Below are 17,960 nucleotides of genomic sequence, written 5' to 3'. Positions count from 1 at the left end.
ATAAAACAGGATCATGGCAGCCAGCCCTCCGGCCTGCTCAGGTACGCGGCCATCGGCGGGCTCTTGTTCCTGCACTTGCCGATCCTGTTCATCTTCCTCTACGCCTTTACCAGCGAGAGCAAGAGCTACCAGTTTCCGCCCCCCGGGCTCACCCTCAAGTGGTTCGAGGTGACCCTCAATCGCCCCGATGTGTGGCGCGCCATCCAGCTGTCGCTGGAGGTGGCGGGACTGGCGACCCTGGCGGCCATGGTGCTCGGCACCCTGGCGGCGGGAGCCATCGCCCGCAGCCGCTTCTTCGGTCAGGAGGTGGTGTCGCTCTTGCTGGTGCTGCCCATCGCGCTGCCCGGCATCGTCACCGGCATCGCGCTGCGCTCCGCCTACGGGTTGATGGAGATCCCGTTCAGTTTCTGGACCATCGTTATCGGCCACGCCACCTTCTGCGTGGTGGTGGTCTATAACAATGCGCTGGCCCGTTTTCGCCGCACCAACCAGTCGCTGATCGAGGCATCGATGGATCTCGGGGCCGACGGTTTCCAGACCCTGCGCTATGTCATCCTGCCCAACCTCGCCACGGCGCTGCTGGCGGGGGGCATGCTGGCCTTTGCCCTCAGCTTTGACGAGGTGATCGTTACCACCTTCACCGCGGGCCAGCAGACCACGCTGCCCATCTGGATGTATCAGGAGCTGATCCGTCCCCGTGACAGGCCGGTCACCAACGTGGTGGCCCTCATCATAGTGGCCTTCACCACTATCCCCATTCTGCTTGCCTACTACTTCACCCGCGATGGCCAGGACGTCGCCGGCAGTGGCAAATAATGACTCAACGCCTGCGCAAGGATGCAACCATGAAATTCTCTACCCAACTCTTGATCGATGGCCAGTTCGTGACCGGTGACGGCCAGGCAGAGCCCATCCTCAACCCGGCCACCGGCGAGCTGCTCGCCTCGGTGCCTGAAGCCTCGTTCGAGCAGGTGAACCGGGCGGTGAACGGCGCCCAGCGCGCCTTCGCCCAGTGGAGCCGCACCACCCCGGCGAGCCGCAGCAACCTGCTGTTGCGTCTGGCCGATCTCATCGAGCGCCACGCGGAAGAGTTCGCAGCGCTGGAATCCCTCAACTGCGGCAAGCCCTATCTGGCGGTGCTGGGTGACGAGCTGCCCGCGGTGGTGGACTGCTTCCGCTTCTTTGCCGGGGCAGCCCGTTGCCTGCAAGGGCCGCTGGCGGGGGAATACATAGAGGGACACACCAGCATGATCCGCCGCGATCCCATAGGGGTGGTGGGCAGTATCGCCCCCTGGAACTACCCGCTGATGATGGCGGCCTGGAAGATGGCGCCTGTGTTGGCAGCGGGCAATACGGTGGTGCTCAAGCCCTCCGAGCAGACCCCGCTCACCGCCCTGCGCCTGGCGGAGCTGGCCAGCGAGATCTTCCCGCGCGGCGTCATCAACGTCATCTGCGGGCGGGGCGAAAGCGTGGGGGCGCCGCTGGTGGAGCATCCGCTGGTGCGCATGGTGTCGCTCACCGGCGATATCGCCACCGGCCAGAAAATTTTGCAAAGCGCCGCCCGCACCATGAAGCGCACCCACCTTGAGCTGGGGGGCAAGGCGCCGGTCATCATCTTCGACGATGCGGATCTGGAGGCCGTGGTGGCGGGGATTCGTACCTTCGGCTTTTACAACGCCGGGCAAGATTGCACCGCCGCCTGCCGCATCTACGCCCAGGGCAAGATCTACGACAAATTCGTCGCCGCCATGACCGAGGCGGTGGCCTCCATCAAGGTGGGCAGCCAGTACGAGGAGGGGGTGGAGATGGGGCCGCTCATCTCGGACCGGCAGCGCAACCGGGTCGCCAGCTTCGTCGAGCGGGCCCAGAGCAGTGGCCATGTGGAGGTGACGGCGGGGGGCAAGATCCGCCCCGGCAACGGCTTCTTCTTCGAGCCGACCCTGATCGTCCATGCCCGTCAGGAGGATGAGATAGTGCGCCGGGAGGTGTTCGGCCCCGTGGTGTCGGTAACCCGTTTCAACGATGCCGAGCAGGTGGTGCAGTGGGCCAACGACTCGGACTATGGCCTCGCCAGCTCGGTCTGGACCCGGGATTTGAGCCTCGCCAGCAAGGTGGCCAGCCACCTGCAATATGGCTGCACCTGGATCAACACCCACTTCATGCTCACCTCGGAGATGCCTCATGGCGGCATGAAAATGTCCGGCTACGGCAAGGATCTCTCCCTCTATGCGCTGGAGGATTACACGGTGCCGCGCCATATCATGGTCAAGTTATAGGGGGGATTTGCTAGCGGTTGTCACATTTTATTTACATGCTTTGATAAGCAGCCGACCTTGGGTCGGCTGCTTTTTATGGGGAGAAATCGTTACAGTGATCCCATCAGGTGCTCTGTCAGTGGATTGACTAGAGAGTGCCTTCCGAGTCGACCGCGTCGGCTCACCGACATGGCGACCGACTCGCCATCGCCACGGATGCCGCAGGATGCCAGCATGGGAAATCAGTACACAGCGCACCAGCCCGACAATCGGGGATTTATCGATTACAGCCGTGAAGAACATGCCACCTGGCAGATCCTGATCGAGCGCCAGTTGCCTTGTCTGGCGGGACGGGCCTGCGCCGAGTATCAGGCCGGGCTGGATCTGCTCGACCTGCCCCGGGATCGCATTCCCCAGCTGGACGAGATCAATGCCGTGCTCACCCCCTGTACCGGCTGGTCCGTGGTGGCCGTGCCGGCACTCATCTCTTTCGATCGCTTTTTCGCCTTGCTCGCCAACCGCCAGTTTCCGGTGGCCACCTTCATTCGCCGTCGGGACGAGCTCGATTATTTGCAAGAGCCGGACATCTTCCACGAGATTTTCGGCCACTGTGCCATGCTGACCAACCCGGCCTTCGCCGACTTCACTCACACCTATGGCCAGCTGGGGCTCGGTGCCAGCAAGGAGGAGAGGGTCTTCCTGGCGCGGCTCTACTGGTTCACGGTGGAGTTTGGTCTGCTTGATACTCCTGCGGGGCTGCGTATCTATGGGGGCGGTATTCTCTCCTCCATCGGCGAGACGGCCTACGCCCTGTCCGAGACGCCGCGCCGCACCCCTTTCGAGCTGCAAGATGTGCTGCGTACGCCCTATCGCATCGACATCATGCAGCCCCTCTACTATGTGCTGCCGAGCCTGGACAGCCTCTATTCCCTGACCCGGGATGAGATATTGGCGCAGTTGGCCCAGGCCAGACAGCTTGGTCTGTTCAGTCCACTCTATCCCCCCAAACCCATGCAGGCGGCCAGCTAGGCGGCTCAGGGCCAAGCTTCTGGCGGGCCACGTCCATTTTATCAAGGAGAAATACATGTCTGAATTGGCAAACCAGCGCTGTGAAGCCTGCCGGGCCGATGCCCCTAAAGTGAGTGAACAGGAGCTGGCCGAGTTGATGCATGCCATCCCCGATTGGCAGCCGGTGAGCGAGCAGGGAGTGCTGCAGTTGCGCCGGGAGTTTATCTTCCGCAACTTCAAGGAGGCGCTCGCCTTCACCAATCGCCTGGGCGAGCTGGCCGAGGCCGAGTTTCACCACCCGGGCATCTTGACCGAGTGGGGCAAGGTGACGGTGACCTGGTGGACTCACAAGATCCAGGGTCTGCACCGCAATGACTTCATCATGGCGGCGCGCACCGACGCTCTGTTCAAATAGCACAAGGGGATGTCCCCGGGGTGGGGCAATGACGCCTTGAACGCGGGCCCGCCCGGTGCAAACCGGGGCGGGCCCTCATTTTTACCGGGCAAGTCTCGCACTGGCGGGGGGGAGACGTTATTATCACGCCCATCATGAAGTTAGCCAGGAAGCCTGCCTCGAATGCGTCTTGAAGTCAGCTGTGAAGACCGCCTGGGCCTGACCCGGGAATTGCTCGATCGTCTGGTGGAGCACAACATCGATCTGCGCGGCATCGAAATCGATACCACAGGCATCATCTACCTCAACTTCCCCGAGCTGGAGTTTCGCGACTTCCAGCACCTGATGCCCGAGATCCGTCGCATCCCCGGGGTACACGACGTCAAGACCGTCCCCTATCTGCCCTCCGAGCGTGAACACCACGAGATCCGCGCCCTGCTCAAGGCGCTGCCGGATCTGGTGTTTTCCCTCGACAGCCGTGGTCGCATCACCCAGGTCAACCAGTCGGCGCTGACCACCCTCAACCTGCCGCTGGAGGAGGTCAAGGGCGTGGCACTCGGTTCCCTGATCAAGGGGTTTGCCTTCACCCGTTGGCTCGAGTCGAGCGACATCAAGCCGCAAACCTGCAAGCTGAGCCTGGGCGGTGAGGAGTACCTGGCGGATCTGATGCCGCTCTTCGTGGCCGAGGAGAAGGGCAAGCAGGCGCTGGCGGGGGCCGTGGTGGTGCTCAAGTCTGCCCGTCGGGTCGGCCTGCATTTCAGCGCCCTGCATGCCATCGAGGTGGGTGGCTTCGAGCATCTGCAGGCAGAAAGCCCCAAGATGAGACAGGTTCTGACCGAGGCCAGCAAACTGGCGATGCAGGATGCCCCCTTGCTCATCGTCGGCGAAACCGGCACCGGCAAGGAGCTGCTGGCCCGCGCCTGCCACGGTGCCAGCCTGAGATCCAGCCACCCCTTCATGGCCCTCAACTGCGCCGCCATGCCCGATAACGTGGCCGAGAGCGAGCTGTTCGGTTACGCCCCCGGCGCTTTTGGCAATAACACCGAAGGCAAGCGCGGCGTGCTCGAGCTCGCCAGCGGCGGTACCCTGATGCTCGATGAGATTGGGGACATGTCTGCTCATCTGCAGACCAAGTTCCTGCGCGTGCTGCAAGACGGGGTGTTTCGCCGGGTCGGTGACGAGCAGGAGGTGAAGGTCAATGTGCGCTTCATCTGCACCACCCAGAAGCAGTTGCTGGATCTGGTGGCCGAGGGCAAGTTTCGGGAAGACCTCTATTACCGTCTCAACGTGCTGAGTTTGTCCCTGCCACCCCTGCGCGAGCGCAAGGCGGATATCATGGCCCTGGCCCAGCAATTCGTCGCCCGCTTCGCCAGCGAGTTGCAGCGTCCCAAGCCGCGCTTCACCCGCAACATGGCGGAGTACCTGACCGCCTATCGCTGGCCGGGTAACGTGCGCCAGCTGCGCAACTGCCTCTATCGCGCCATGACGCTGCTGGAAGGGGATGAGATAGGTCCCGAGCAGATAGACTTGCCGGTGGCGCCCGACGCCATGCCACTCATCGACGAGTGGTTCGAAGGAGCCCTGGACGAGGCAGTCAAGCGCTTCGAGAGCCGGTTGCTGGCGCGTCTCTATCCCGCCTTCCCCTCGACCCGCCAGTTGGCCAAGCGGCTCGGGGTCTCCCACACGGCCATCGCCAACAAGTTGCGAGAATATGGCATCGGCAAGAAGTAAGTGCCGCGCTCGCCGCATAACACAAAGAGGCCATGTGACCTCTTTGTGTTATGAACAAGGCGGGCCTGTCCCTATGCGTCATGGCCCCGATTCGCAGGGCCGTTGCCTCCCTGAGGGTGGATGACAAGGGTCAGCATGAGGTCCAATGTTGACAAGACGCGCCCTGGCGCGGCACTGTCGGGCTAACCCTGTGGTTCAGGGACATGCTAGGATCTGTGCCACTATCTCAATGATCAAACCTATGCACCTATCGTATCTGCTTCATCTGTTTGCCGGTCTCTGCCTGCTGGCAAGCTCGTTGGCCCTGGCCGATATCCAAACCCATAGTCGTGGCACGCAAGCCGAGGTACGCGTCGAGCATGTGCGCCAGACGGTGCTCGATATCCTCAGCTATACCCGCTGGCCAGTCGAACCTCCTACGATGCGGCTCTGCGTGCTGGGGCCGACAGAATATGCCGACAACCTGTTTCATATCAGCCAGCAGGCCAATGGCCGCCGGGTCACGGTCAGTCGCTACAACGTGGGCGACCCCTTGGTCCCGGACCACTGCGATGTGCTCTATTTGGGGGATATAGGGGAGGCCGAACGGCTAATTCTGTTCGCCCGCCTGCGGGGTCATGCCTTGCTCAGCATTAGCGAACAGGCGGGGCCTTGCAGCACCAGCAGCGTTTTCTGTCTGCAAGTGAACGACGATCGGGTCCGCTTCAACGTCAATCTCGATGCGCTGGCCCTGAGCGGCGTCAAGGTACACCCAGCCGTGCTCAAGCTGGGGCGGGCTGGCGAGGCGTTGCCATGATCCCCTTCATCCGCCTCGGCAAGAAAAGACTGACCTTGCGTCAGAGTCTGGATCGCACCCATCTGATGGTCTCCCTGACCGGCGTCTGCCTGGTCGGGGGGCTGCTCACCGCCATGGCCATGTTCTCTCTGCGTTTTTACACGGATCACAATCTCGAGCTGGTGACCCGGGCCATCAGCTACACAACGGAAGCCGCCGTGGTGTTTCAGGATGGGGAGGCGGCCCGAGAGGCGCTGCAAAATATTGCCTCCCGTGAGGACGTGGCCGAGGTGAGCATAGTGCTCGCCTCGGGGGTGCCGCTGGCCCGGTGGTCCAGACCGGCCTCCTTGCCCTGGTTTGCTCTGGAGCGGCAGCTGGCCGAGCTGGTACTGCCCGGGCCCATCGAGCTGCCCATGGTTCACAATGGCCATGAAATTGCCCGTATCAAGCTGGTCGGCCATGGCCAGTATCTGCTGCGCTTCCTGGTGCAGGTGCTGGCGGCCATGTTGATCTGCATGCTGCTCAGTACCTTGGGCGCCCTCTATATTGCCCGTCTGATGCAACGCTCCATCACGATACCGCTGAGCGCCTTGGCAAAAGTGGCCCACGGAGTCAGCCGCGAACGTTCTCTCACGCTGCGGGTGCCCGAAGCGGGTATCGCAGAGCTCGATACCCTGGGCCAGGACTTCAACTCACTGCTCGATGAGCTTGAAGCCTGGCAGGAGCTTCAGCAGCGCGAAAATGCCAGCCTGCTGCATCTGGCCACCCACGACACCCTGACCGAGTTGCCCAACAGGGCACTGTTTGAGGCGCGCCTGCAACAGGCGGTGAGGAGTGAGTGGCGAGCGCTTCTCCCTGCTCTACCTCGATTGCGATGACTTCAAGCAGATCAACGATAATCTCGGCCATGGCGCCGGGGATGAGGTACTGGTGGCCATCGCCCGTCGAGTCAAGCATCAGCTCAGGCCACAGGACTTGGTGGCCCGGCTTGGCGGCGACGAGTTCGTGGTGCTGCTCAGTCCCATCTCGGCCGATCAGGATGTGGTCGATATCATCAGTCGCATCCGTCAGGCGATGGCCGAACCCATTGCTCTGGCCGATGGCAGTCGGCTCGAGTGCACCGTCAGCATAGGGGCGGCCCATTTTCCCGGCGACGGCGACAGCGCCGAGGCCGTGCTGCAACATGCCGACCAGGCCATGTACTTTGCCAAACGGCAGGACAAGGCGCTGCGGGCCCGGGGTTAAAGGTTCACACACCCACTAGAGGAAAATACGTAATGAAGATGGCTATTCGCGTCGCCCTGATTGGAGTCTTGCTGGCACTGCTTGGCGGTTGCGCGACCCAGACGGGTTTGAACGCCGAGCAGATCGCCATGCTCAAGGAGCAGGGGTTTAGGTTGACCGAGGAGGGCTGGACTCTGGATCTCTCCAATCGGGTGCTGTTTGCCAACGATGTGAGTGAACTCAGCGAGCAGACCAGGGGGACGGTGCGCAAACTGGCCGACAGCCTGCAATTGGTTGGATTGAACCAAATTCGCATCGAGGGCCACACCGATACCAACGGCCCGGCGGATTACAATCAGCGGCTCTCTTTGACCCGCGCTCAGTCCGTGGCCGATGTCATGGTCTTAGCCGGTATGGTCCCTGCCAACTTGACCATTCAGGGACGGGGCGAAGTTGAGCCCATCGCCGACAACAAGACCCGCGAGGGCAGGGCCCAGAATCGTCGGGTCTCCATCGTCATCCCCAATCAGTAAGCAAGTGGCGATGAGCGCATGATGCGCGGGTGTGTGATGCAAGGGAAGGGCGCCACTGGCGCCCTTCTTGTCATTGGACGCAGGCAGGCTTCCTATTTTGAGACCCGGGATGGATAACCGGCAATGATGCAGGCTCTGCCCCTTGTCCCCCGGCGGGCGGCGGTTAGAATAGCCGCCAATAGCGAAGGCATGCAGGGAGGTGAGGGATGTTTCGACTAGGACTTATCATCAATCCGGTCGCCGGCATCGGTGGCCAGGTTGCCCTCAAGGGCAGTGACGGCATGCTGGCCGAGGCGCTCGCCCGGGGCGCCGTGCCCAGGGCCAATGAGCGTGCCCGTCAGGCGCTGCAGCCCCTGTCGGGGCTGGCTCAATCATTTGAAATTGTGACGGTGGCCGGTGAGATGGGGGGGCGGCTTGCCCATGAGCTCGGCCTGCGTCATCGCATTGTCTATACCCCCGAATCGCCCCAGACAACCCCGCAAGACACCAGGGTGGCGGCGCGCTTGATGATGGAAGCTGGCGTCGATCTGCTGCTGTTTGCCGGCGGTGACGGGACGGCCAGGGACATCTGTGCCGAGGTGGGCGAGCAGTTGCACGTGCTCGGTATTCCGGCTGGCTGCAAAATCCACTCTGGCGTCTACGGTGTGACCCCCCAGGCCAGCGGCCGGGTCGTGGCCCGGATGATCGAAGGCGAGCTGCTGAGCCTGATCGAGGGGGAGGTGATGGATATCGACGAGGTGGCCTTTCGCGATGGTCGGGTCCGAACTCGTCACTATGGTCAGCTCAGGGTTCCGAACGATCTGCGCTACGTACAGTCGGTCAAGCAAGGTGGCCGGGAGAGTGAAGAGCTGGTGCTCGAAGAGCTCGCGGCCGAGGTGATAGAGCAGATGGAACCCGATACCCTCTACCTGATGGGATCAGGGGGGACCGTTGCTGCCTGCATGGCTCAGCTTGGTCTGGAAAATACTCTGCTCGGTGTGGATCTGGTGGAAAATGGTCAGCTGATCGGGCAGGATCTGGGCGCTGACGAGATCCTGACTCGGATCCGTGGCTGCCACTGCCGACTGATCATTACCCTGATAGGCGGCCAGGGGCACCTGTTTGGTCGCGGTAATCAGCAGCTCAGCCCGGAGGTGATCCGGGCGGTCGGTCTCGACAACATTCAGGTGTTGGCGAGCAAGCGCAAACTGGCGGCTCTGGAAGGGCGCCCTCTGCTGGTGGACACCGGTGACGAGGCGCTGGATCGAGCGCTGTGCGGTTATCGCCGTATCACGACAGGATATAGGGATCAGGTCATCTACCCGGTGGCCAACCCACAATAGCACTGCAAGGATGCGGCAGGCCCTGTGGAACCCGATCAACCGGATCAGGGTTCCAACCCCAAGTTATCTTGCCGGCAATCCCGGCGAATGAGGCTGCGTTAAATGACGATTCATGAATTTGAACACAAATTGTTGGAAATGATAGACAGCATGGTGGCCACGGCGACCGAAGATGAGCTGTTTGCCGGGGGCTATCTGCGGGGCCATATCTCCCTGGCAGTGGCTCGGGCCGAGCTGGAGGGCAAGAACCTGATAAGAGACGTGAAGAGCTATGTGCTGCGCAGCCTCAACGACGCCATCTTGCAGGGTGAACTATCGGAGCAGGATGAGACCCTGGTGCAAGCCATGTGGAAACGACTGCAACTGCAGGCAGAAGCTTGATCCCAGGCACATTTCAAACACAAGTTTAAGGTTGTGCTTTCCCGAAGGTTAACAAAAGGTTAATAATAAACGACCTCATTTGTTTCAGGGAAAGCACCATGACCTGCGCCTCTACCATAGCCCAACGGCTGCCGCTCGAGATGCTCTATCATTGGGAACAACAGTGCCCGGATCGAGTCTATCTTCGTCAGACCATCAATCGTCAGTATCAAGATTTCAGCTGGGCCAGGGTCGCCGACGAGGCGCGTCGCCTGGTGACTGCCCTGCGTGCCCTGGGGTTTGAGCCCGGGGACAAGATAGCCCTGCTCTCCAAGAACTGCGCCCAGTGGTTCATCGCCGATCTGGCACTGCAGATGGGACAGTATGTGAGCGTGCCCATCTATCCTACCGCCAACATAGACACCATTGAGTATGTGCTGCGCCACAGCGAGGCCAAGGCGGTATTCGTCGGCAAACTCGACGACTGGCAGAGCCAGGAGGCGGGTCTGCCCCAGGAGTTGCCACGCATCGCCATGCCTTATGACACCATGCCGGCCCAGCACCAGTGGGATGCCCTGCTGGCCAATCATGAGCCGGCCCGGGATCTGGCGCCGCAACGGGGGGAGGATCTGCTCAGTCTGGTCTACACCTCCGGCAGTACCGGCAAGCCAAAGGGGGCCATGCTCAGCGTCGAGCGCTATGCCTGGTCTTGCGAGAAACTGGTCGAGGCCGTTGAGCTGAGGGAGACCGATCGCGGTTTTTCCTACCTGCCCCTGGCGCATATCACCGAGCGGGTCTACATCTACGGCGGCAGCCTGTTTAGCGGCGCCGAGATCAGTTTCCCCGAATCTCTGGATACCTTTATCGAGGATGTGAAACGCTGCCGTCCCACCGTCTTTATCTCGGTGCCCCGTCTGTGGGCCATGTTCCGCATCAAGATCCACGAAAAACTGCCTCAAAAGAAACTAGCTCTGCTGCTCAAGATCCCCTTTGTCAGCACGCTTATCAAACGCAAGCTGCAACAGGGGCTGGGATTGGATCAGGCGAGGGTGCTGGGCTGCGGCTCGGCCCCGGTGGCCCCGGCGCTACTCACTTGGTACCACAGCATAGGGCTCAATATCACCGAGGCCTGGGGCATGACAGAGAACCATGCCTACGCGACCCTCAACTACCCGTTCCGGGCCGACAAGATAGGAACAGTCGGCAAGGCTGGGCCCGGTATTCGCATCATGATCTCCCCTGAGGGAGAAATTCTCTGCGGCGGCGAGGGCATGATGCTGGGCTACTTCAAGGATCCGGAACACAGCGCCGAGGCCATCGACAGCGACGGCTGGCTGCATACCGGGGACATGGGCAAGCTCGACAGTGAAGGCTACCTCACCATCACGGGGCGGATGAAGGATGTGTTCAAGACGGCCAAGGGCAAGTATGTGGCCCCGGTGCCCATCGAGGGCCTACTCGGTCAGGAGTCCATCATCGAGCAGCTATGCGTCATCGGTTACGGGATGCCTCAGCCCATCGCTCTCGTGCAGCTCTCGGAACAGGCCATGAAGGGGAACGGCGCACAGATCGATGCCGAGCTGGAGGCGGCCCGCCAGCGGGTCAACAACAAGCTCGAGTCTCACGCCAGACTGCGGGGCATATTTGTGGTCAAGACCCCCTGGAATATCGAGAACGGCGTGTTGACCCCGACCATGAAGATCCGCCGTCACCTGCTCGAGCAAAAATATGCCGAGCTGGGAGACAAGTGGCCCGCCGATCGCAATGTGGTGCGGGAATCCTGACGCTCTACCGTCTCTCTTCCACCGACAAGCCCCGCCATGCGGGGCTTTTTTGTGGCAAAGCGGAGTCTGGGAGAGTGATGGTAGAGAGATGGACTGTGATATGCGTGAATTTGTGGGGGATTGTTTTACATGCAGAAGGTTTGGCTAGTAATGATGGCTGTAATATGCCACTTTAATAGATTGTTATTTTGTTTGTTATGTGTTTTTTTTGTTAAAAGAGAGCAAAAAGCTGTAACCTCTATCGTATACTGCTTCCATCGTGAACCGGCCCATTGGCGAGCTTTCGTCCAGCCTGGCAGGCCGGGGATCCATCACCTGCCGTCTCCTATTTTTGCGAACCACAAGGATCGCGAAACGGCATTGTTTTGCCCGATTATCGCCGGTGGTAGCGGTAAGTGAACAGGAGGTTCCAGTGAGAGCGGAGATCAGCGTAGCGGCATTACGGCATAACTTGGCGGTGTTGCAGGCCCAGGCGGGGGATCGCCGGATCATGGCGGTGCTCAAGGCCAACGCTTATGGGCACGGCATGTTGCAGATGGCGCAGGCGCTGGCCGAGGCCCCGGCGATTGCCGTGGCCCGTGTCGATGAGGGGATCCAGCTGCGCCGCCATGGCATCGCGCAGCCGATCCTGGTACTTGGCGGGTTTCACGAGTCGGCGCAGCTGGCGCAGATGGCCGAGTGGGGATTGCAGACGACCCTGCACTGCCACGAGCAGCTCGCGCTGCTGGAGCAGGCGGCGCCGAGCCACCCCGTTAGCCTCTGGCTCAAGATAGACACAGGGATGAACCGGCTCGGGATCCGGGGGGAGGATCTGCCCGATGTGCTGGCGCGTCTTGCGAGCTGCCCTTCGGTGACTCAACCGGTGCGGCTGATGACCCACTTCGGCCGCGCCGACGAGCTCGCCTGTGAGGCAACGGCCGAGCAGATCACCCGTTTTCATGCCCTGACCCGCCACCTGCCGGGGGAGAAGGCCCTGGCCAACTCGGCCGGCTTGCTGGGCTGGGCCGATGCGCTGGGGGATTGGGTGCGACCCGGACTCGCGCTCTATGGCATCTCCCCCTTCGCCGGGGAGAGCGGGTGCGATCGTGGATTGCGCCCAGTGATGACCCTCAAGAGTCGGCTGATGGCGGTGCGCGACTGTCCGGCCGGGGCGCCGGTTGGCTATGGGGCCCACTGGCACGCCCCCGATGCCACCCGGCTCGGCGTGGTGGCGACCGGCTACGGTGACGGCTACCCCAGGCTGGCGCCGATGGGGACGCCGCTACTTGTCAATGGCCGCGAGGTGCCGATCGTCGGGCGGGTCTCGATGGACATGCTGACCGTGGATCTCGGCCCGGCGGCGACCGATAGGGTGGGGGATGAGGTGGTGCTGTGGGGAGAGGGGCTGCCGGTCGAACGGGTGGCCGAGCACATAGGCACCATCCCCTACGAACTGGTGACCCGACTGACCGGGCGGGTCGAGCTGCAGATGCGTTGAGTCGCCAATCGCCAACAGGCCGCCCACGGGCGGCCTGTTCGTTGTCATGGCAAGGTAAAAATTGACCTGCCCCGGATACGACGACGCCTCCGATGAGGAGACGCCGTGGGGCAGGGAAGCGCTAGAACCAGAAGCCGATGATGAAGGAGCCGGCCAGGGTGAGCATGACGTTAGCCACCGCATAGGTGCCAGCATAGCCGAGCGCCGGGATCGAGCTGTTGGCCGCCTCGTTGACCACGTCCATGGCGGGGGCGCAGGTCCGGGCCCCGGTAATGGCACCGAGAAGCAGGGCCGGGTTCATCTTGAGCACCCAGACCCCGAACAGGTAGCCCACCAGCACCGGCAAGGTAGTGACCAGCATGCCGGAGAAGAGCACCACGGCGCCGACCTGGCTCAGGTGATCCAGAATGCCGCCACCGGCCTTGAGGCCCGTGCTCACCATAAAGACGGCCAGACCCAGATCCTTGGCCAGACGCAAGGCGCCCGGCGGCACATAGCCGACCGTCGGGTGGTTGGCGCGCAGGTAACCCATCAGGATCCCCGCCAGCAGTAGACCGACAGCGTTGCCAAGGCCAAATTCCAGCTGACCGAATACCAGGGAGACGGAGCCTATCAGCAAGCCGAGCACGAAGAAGGTGGTGAAGGCCACCAGATCCGTGGTCTGGCTGTGAATGCTGATGAAGCCTATCTTGTTGGCGAGATGCTTGACCCTGATTTTCTCGCCGCTGATCTGCAGCACATCGCCCTTTTGCAACATGATGTTGCGATCGAACGGCATCTCTATCTGGGAGCGCACCACCCGGTTCAAGAAGCAGCCTTTCTCGGTGAGGTTGAGCTCCACCAGATGGCGGCCCACCACGGAATCATTCTTGACCACTATCTCTTCGGTGACGATTTGCAGGTCAAGCAGGTTCCTGTCAAACACCTCCTTGCCGTTGCGATAGCTCACATCCAGCTTCTCGTGGCTCTCCGGATAACCCACCAGGGCTATCTCGTCCCCTTCCTGAATGACGGCGTCGCCATCGGGGCTTGCCAGTATGCCGTTGCGGCGGATCCGCTCCACATAGCAACCGGTGTGGGGATAGATACCGGTCTCACGCAGGGTGCGGCCCCCGATCCAGGCGGCAAGTTCCGGGCCGACCCGGTAGGCGCGGATGATGGGCAGGTAGGTCTTGCGGTTCTCATTGTCAGACAGGCCGCGCTCGCGGGCTATCTTCTGCGCCTCTGTGCTGAGATCGAGTCGGGCCAGGGAGGGCAGGTAGCGCACCACCAGCATCAGTCCGACCAGGCCCACCAGATAGGTGAGCGCATAGCCGATGCCCATGTTGTCGAGCACGGGCTGCATGTCGGTGCCATGGGGCAAGTTCAGCAAGCCGCTGCGCAGGGCATCCTGGGCCCCGACCAGGGCAGGGGTCGAGGTGAGTGAGCCTGCCAGTATGCCCGCCGCCATGCCGGGTCCCAGATTGAAGAACTTGGCCAGGCCCACGGTCAGCAGCAGCGCCGTGAGTAATATCACCAGGGTCAGGGTGATGTAGTGGATGCCATCGCGCAGGAAGACGCTGAAGAAATGGGGGCCCGCCTCTATGCCAACACAGAAGATGAACAGCATGAAGCCGACATTTTCCGTGGTGGCGGAGAATTGGAACCCCATCTGACCGAACAGCAGGGCGGTGAACAGCACCCCTATGGTGTTGCCAATCTGGAAGTTGCCTACTCGCACCTTGCCAAGCAGCAGGCCGAAAGCCAGTACCACGAACAGCAGGAGGGAGTCGCTTTGATGTAGCAGTGTCACGAAATCTATGGTCATGCCCGGACAAACCGAGAGAAAAGTGGGGCCGATATTGTGCCGCATCCCCCGCCAATAAAGAAGTGCCGGTTGGGACAAAGCTGCAAATTGGGTGACAACATTCAGGCGGTAGATTGCCTTGGGGGGAAAGGACGGGTTTTTCCGTCTGTGAGAAGCGCTGTCAATTAGTGATTCATGCTGTCTATTCCAGGAGACCCGCGTTGCCGATCGGAATTTATAGAATCCTGTATCACGTAAAAAATAGCAGTGATTACAGAGCAAGCTGCTGCCGGTTTGGCACGTAGGTTCCGAGTGTCAGGATCCTGACATGGTGCCAAATGTGCAACTGACCCATTGCGTCTGGGGTTGGTAATCCTGCATCAAAAAAGATCCTTTGGACGTCAAGAAAAACCGATCCGGGGCGGCGCTGCAAAACAGCATAAAATCGGGTTTGCTGCGGAGGACCAAGATAAATAGGGGCTGAATGAGCCAAACCCACGCCGGGTCTGGGCTGGCGTGACTTACCCACAGATTCTGTGGATAACCCTGTGTGTGAAAATTGAAAACAGGCCGCTAGCCCACGCCAATACTGGGCTGCAAGTGCTGTTCAAAAAATACCGGCAAATAATTGTTTGCATAAAAATCAAATAGTTAGATGCAACAGAACAAAACGCTGCAGGGGGAGTGAGGGCGAATAAAGGGGAGTGCTGTCAAGCCGTGGCAGCTTGTGCATTAAATTTGGTAGGGAGGGGCACTAAAGTGGATAACTTGCACCGAGATGGTGAGGAATTGGCTCCCTCGACTGGACTCGAACCAGTGACATACGGATTAACAGTCCGCCGTTCTACCGACTGAACTACGAGGGAACATCAGGCAAGGAGGAGCACTATACAGATGTCGAAAGGCGGGGTCAACCGCCGACTGGGGGAGGAGAGCGATACCCGGTGGGGGGCAACTCGGGGTACACTTGCTCTTTGCCGATTTTTGTCCGGAGTCTTCATGAGCAAGTCGTTTCAACTCGTCAGCCAGTTCTCCCCTGCGGGGGATCAGCCAGCCGCCATCAGCCAACTGCTCGAGGGGATAGAGTCCGGGCTCGCTCACCAGACGCTGCTCGGGGTGACCGGATCGGGCAAGACTTACACCATGGCCAACGTGATAGCGACCCTGAACAGACCCACCATGATATTGGCGCCGAACAAGACATTGGCCGCACAACTTTATGGGGAGATGAAGGAGTTCTTCCCCGAGAACTCGGTCGAGTATTTCGTCTCCTATTACGACTACTACCAGCCGGAAGCCTATGTGCCGACCACGGACACCTTCATCGAAAAGGATGCGTCCATCAACGATCACATCGAACAGATGCGACTGTCGGCCACCAAGGCGCTGCTGGAGCGGCGGGACGTGATCATCGTCGCCTCGGTGTCGGCCATCTACGGTCTGGGGGATCCCCAAGCTTACCTGAGCATGATGCTGCACCTTAAGCTCGGCGACGTCATCAATCAGCGAGACATATTGCGCCGCCTGGCCGAGCTGCAATACAGCCGCAACGACCTGGCCTTTCAGCGCGGCACCTTCCGGGTGCGCGGCGAGGTGATCGACATTTACCCGGCAGAATCGGACAAGCTGGCGCTGCGGGTCGAGCTGTTTGACGAAGAGATAGAGCGACTCTCTCTGTTTGACCCCCTGACCGGAGCCATCGAGCAGACGGTGGTGCGTCACACTATCTATCCCAAGACCCACTACGCCACCCCCCGTGAAACTATCCTGGGCGCCATCGATCACATCAAGGAAGAGCTCAAGGGGCGGCGCGAACAGCTTATCTCCCTCAATAAACTGGTGGAGGAGCAGCGCATCAGTCAGCGTACCCAGTTCGACATCGAGATGATGCAGGAGCTGGGTTACTGCTCCGGCATCGAGAACTACAGTCGCTACCTCTCCGGCCGGGCCCCCGGTGAGCCGCCGCCCACCCTGTTTGATTACCTGCCGGGCGATGGCCTGCTCATCATCGACGAATCCCATGTGACCGTGCCGCAGATAGGCGCCATGTTCAAAGGGGACAGATCCCGCAAGGAGACCCTGGTGGAGTACGGCTTCCGCTTGCCCTCTGCCCTGGACAACAGACCGCTGAAGTTCGACGAGTTTGAGGCCCTGATGCCGCAAACGGTGTTTGTCTCGGCCACCCCCAGCCCCTATGAACTGGAGAAATCCGGCGGTGATGTGGTGCAGCAAGTGGTGCGCCCCACCGGCCTGCTCGATCCCGAGATAGAGGTGCGCCCGGTCGGTACCCAGGTGGACGATCTGCTCTCCGAGATCCGGCTGCGGGTCGCGGTGAATGAACGGGTGCTGGTCACGACGCTGACCAAGCGGATGGCGGAGGATCTCACCGAGTATCTGGCGGATCACGATGTGCGGGTGCGCTACCTGCATTCGGACATCGATACGGTCGAACGGGTCGAGATCATCCGCGATCTGCGGCTTGGCAAGTTTGATGTGCTGGTGGGTATCAACTTGTTGCGCGAAGGTCTCGACATGCCGGAGGTCTCCCTGGTGGCCATACTGGATGCGGATAAAGAGGGTTTCCTGCGCTCCACCCGTTCACTCATCCAGACCATAGGCCGGGCTGCCCGCAACTTGAACGGCCGCGTCATCCTCTATGGGGATCGCATCACCAACTCCATGCAAGTGGCCATCGAGGAGACGGAGCGACGCCGTGCCCTGCAGCATGCCCATAACCTCGAGCACGGTATCACCCCCAAGGGGCTCAACAAGGCGGTGGGGGACATGATGGACATGGGCGGCAGTCGCATCTCGGGCAAGACTGGCAAAGGGAGTCGCAAGGCCGCCGAGCCGCAAGGGGAGTACCATGCCCGCACCACCAGCGAGATCACCAAGGAGATCAAACGCATGGAAGAGCAGATGTTCCAGCATGCCCGGGATCTGGAGTTCGAGCAGGCCGCCGCCTTGCGCGACAGCATCCAGCGGCTGCGTCACGAGTTGATCGAAAGTTGAGGCCGCTGCGCGCCCTGTTCGGTATTGGGCCCAGGTTGCGTCGTCTCTACCGGGGCTTTCGCCACCCGGCCACTCCGCTCTGGGCCAAGGGGCTGGCACTACTGGTGTTCGCCTATGGTCTCAGTCCCGTCGATCTGGTGCCGGACGTCATCCCGGTACTGGGCTGGGTGGACGATCTCACTCTCTTCATCTGGTTGATCTGGGGGTGGGAATCCTGCCTGCCCGCCCAGGTGCGTCGGGCCATCAGTGAGACAAATGGAGAGAAAAAAGGGACGTAAATAGCCCGGCGCTGGCCGGGG

General features: G+C 61.1%; 14 protein-coding genes, 1 tRNA gene and 1 pseudogene. 14 read left to right on the top strand and 2 right to left on the bottom strand.

Going from position 1 to position 17,960, the window contains the following annotated elements:
• The 12 genes and pseudogenes from ACSMDR_RS02595 (at window position 1) to alr (ending at window position 12,863) form a co-directional block, all read left to right on the top strand.
• Window positions 1-816, top strand: coding sequence for an ABC transporter permease (locus ACSMDR_RS02595; protein WP_436468179.1), 816 nt, complete (start codon window positions 1-3; stop codon window positions 814-816).
• A 29-nt stretch (window positions 817-845) separates the two neighbouring features.
• The gene (locus ACSMDR_RS02590; RefSeq protein WP_436466925.1) at window positions 846-2,276 is read left to right on the top strand and encodes a gamma-aminobutyraldehyde dehydrogenase; all 1,431 of its coding nucleotides are present in this window, start codon (window positions 846-848) and stop codon (window positions 2,274-2,276) included.
• Between the two features lie 213 nt (window positions 2,277-2,489).
• Complete coding sequence (gene phhA / locus ACSMDR_RS02585; protein WP_436466924.1) at window positions 2,490-3,284, top strand: phenylalanine 4-monooxygenase; 795 nt, start codon at window positions 2,490-2,492, stop codon at window positions 3,282-3,284.
• Window positions 3,285-3,339: 55 nt separating this feature from the next.
• Window positions 3,340-3,678: a 4a-hydroxytetrahydrobiopterin dehydratase gene (locus tag ACSMDR_RS02580; RefSeq protein ID WP_005910398.1), complete on the top strand. Its 339-nt coding sequence runs from the start codon at window positions 3,340-3,342 to the stop codon at window positions 3,676-3,678.
• Window positions 3,679-3,840: 162 nt separating this feature from the next.
• Window positions 3,841-5,388, top strand: coding sequence for a transcriptional regulator TyrR (tyrR, locus tag ACSMDR_RS02575; RefSeq protein WP_005910400.1), 1,548 nt, complete (start codon window positions 3,841-3,843; stop codon window positions 5,386-5,388).
• 241 nt (window positions 5,389-5,629) lie between these two features.
• Complete coding sequence (gene yfiR / locus ACSMDR_RS02570; protein WP_436466923.1) at window positions 5,630-6,184, top strand: regulatory sequestration protein YfiR; 555 nt, start codon at window positions 5,630-5,632, stop codon at window positions 6,182-6,184.
• Window positions 6,181-7,408, top strand: a pseudogene (gene dgcN / locus ACSMDR_RS02565) (diguanylate cyclase DgcN/YfiN). The gene yfiR and the pseudogene dgcN overlap by 4 nt, the downstream one beginning before the upstream one ends.
• Window positions 7,409-7,440: 32 nt before the next feature.
• Entirely contained in the window at window positions 7,441-7,920 is a 480-nt protein-coding gene (gene yfiB / locus ACSMDR_RS02560; protein WP_436466922.1) for an outer membrane lipoprotein YfiB, read from the top strand.
• Window positions 7,921-8,126: 206 nt separating this feature from the next.
• Complete coding sequence (locus ACSMDR_RS02555) at window positions 8,127-9,242, top strand: ATP-NAD kinase family protein (protein ID WP_436466921.1); 1,116 nt, start codon at window positions 8,127-8,129, stop codon at window positions 9,240-9,242.
• Between the two features lie 102 nt (window positions 9,243-9,344).
• Complete coding sequence (locus ACSMDR_RS02550) at window positions 9,345-9,623, top strand: YfcL family protein (RefSeq protein WP_005905617.1); 279 nt, start codon at window positions 9,345-9,347, stop codon at window positions 9,621-9,623.
• A 98-nt stretch (window positions 9,624-9,721) separates the two neighbouring features.
• The gene (locus ACSMDR_RS02545; protein ID WP_436466920.1) at window positions 9,722-11,386 is read left to right on the top strand and encodes an AMP-binding protein; all 1,665 of its coding nucleotides are present in this window, start codon (window positions 9,722-9,724) and stop codon (window positions 11,384-11,386) included.
• A gap of 412 nt (window positions 11,387-11,798) precedes the next feature.
• Window positions 11,799-12,863 (top strand): alanine racemase, encoded by a 1,065-nt coding sequence (alr, locus tag ACSMDR_RS02540; RefSeq protein ID WP_436466919.1) that lies wholly within the window; start codon window positions 11,799-11,801, stop codon window positions 12,861-12,863.
• 121 nt (window positions 12,864-12,984) lie between these two features.
• Here alr and ACSMDR_RS02535 read toward each other — a convergent pair whose 3' ends face one another.
• Complete coding sequence (locus ACSMDR_RS02535) at window positions 12,985-14,670, bottom strand: aspartate:alanine antiporter (protein ID WP_005905620.1); 1,686 nt, start codon at window positions 14,668-14,670, stop codon at window positions 12,985-12,987.
• A gap of 769 nt (window positions 14,671-15,439) precedes the next feature.
• Window positions 15,440-15,515: transfer RNA gene (locus ACSMDR_RS02530), tRNA-Asn, on the bottom strand.
• 133 nt (window positions 15,516-15,648) lie between these two features.
• Here ACSMDR_RS02530 and uvrB point away from each other — a divergent pair.
• A complete protein-coding gene (gene uvrB, locus ACSMDR_RS02525; protein ID WP_436466918.1) occupies window positions 15,649-17,661 on the top strand; it encodes an excinuclease ABC subunit UvrB in 2,013 nt (670 codons plus the stop codon).
• Entirely contained in the window at window positions 17,658-17,939 is a 282-nt protein-coding gene (locus ACSMDR_RS02520) for a YkvA family protein (RefSeq protein WP_436466917.1), read from the top strand. The genes uvrB and ACSMDR_RS02520 overlap by 4 nt, the downstream gene beginning before the upstream one ends.
• Window positions 17,940-17,960: the final 21 nt, after the last annotated feature.

Origin of the sequence: Aeromonas molluscorum, assembly GCF_051376105.1 — a bacterium.
Lineage (GTDB): Bacteria > Pseudomonadota > Gammaproteobacteria > Enterobacterales > Aeromonadaceae > Aeromonas > Aeromonas molluscorum.
This window is presented reverse-complemented; position numbering and strand designations above follow the sequence as displayed.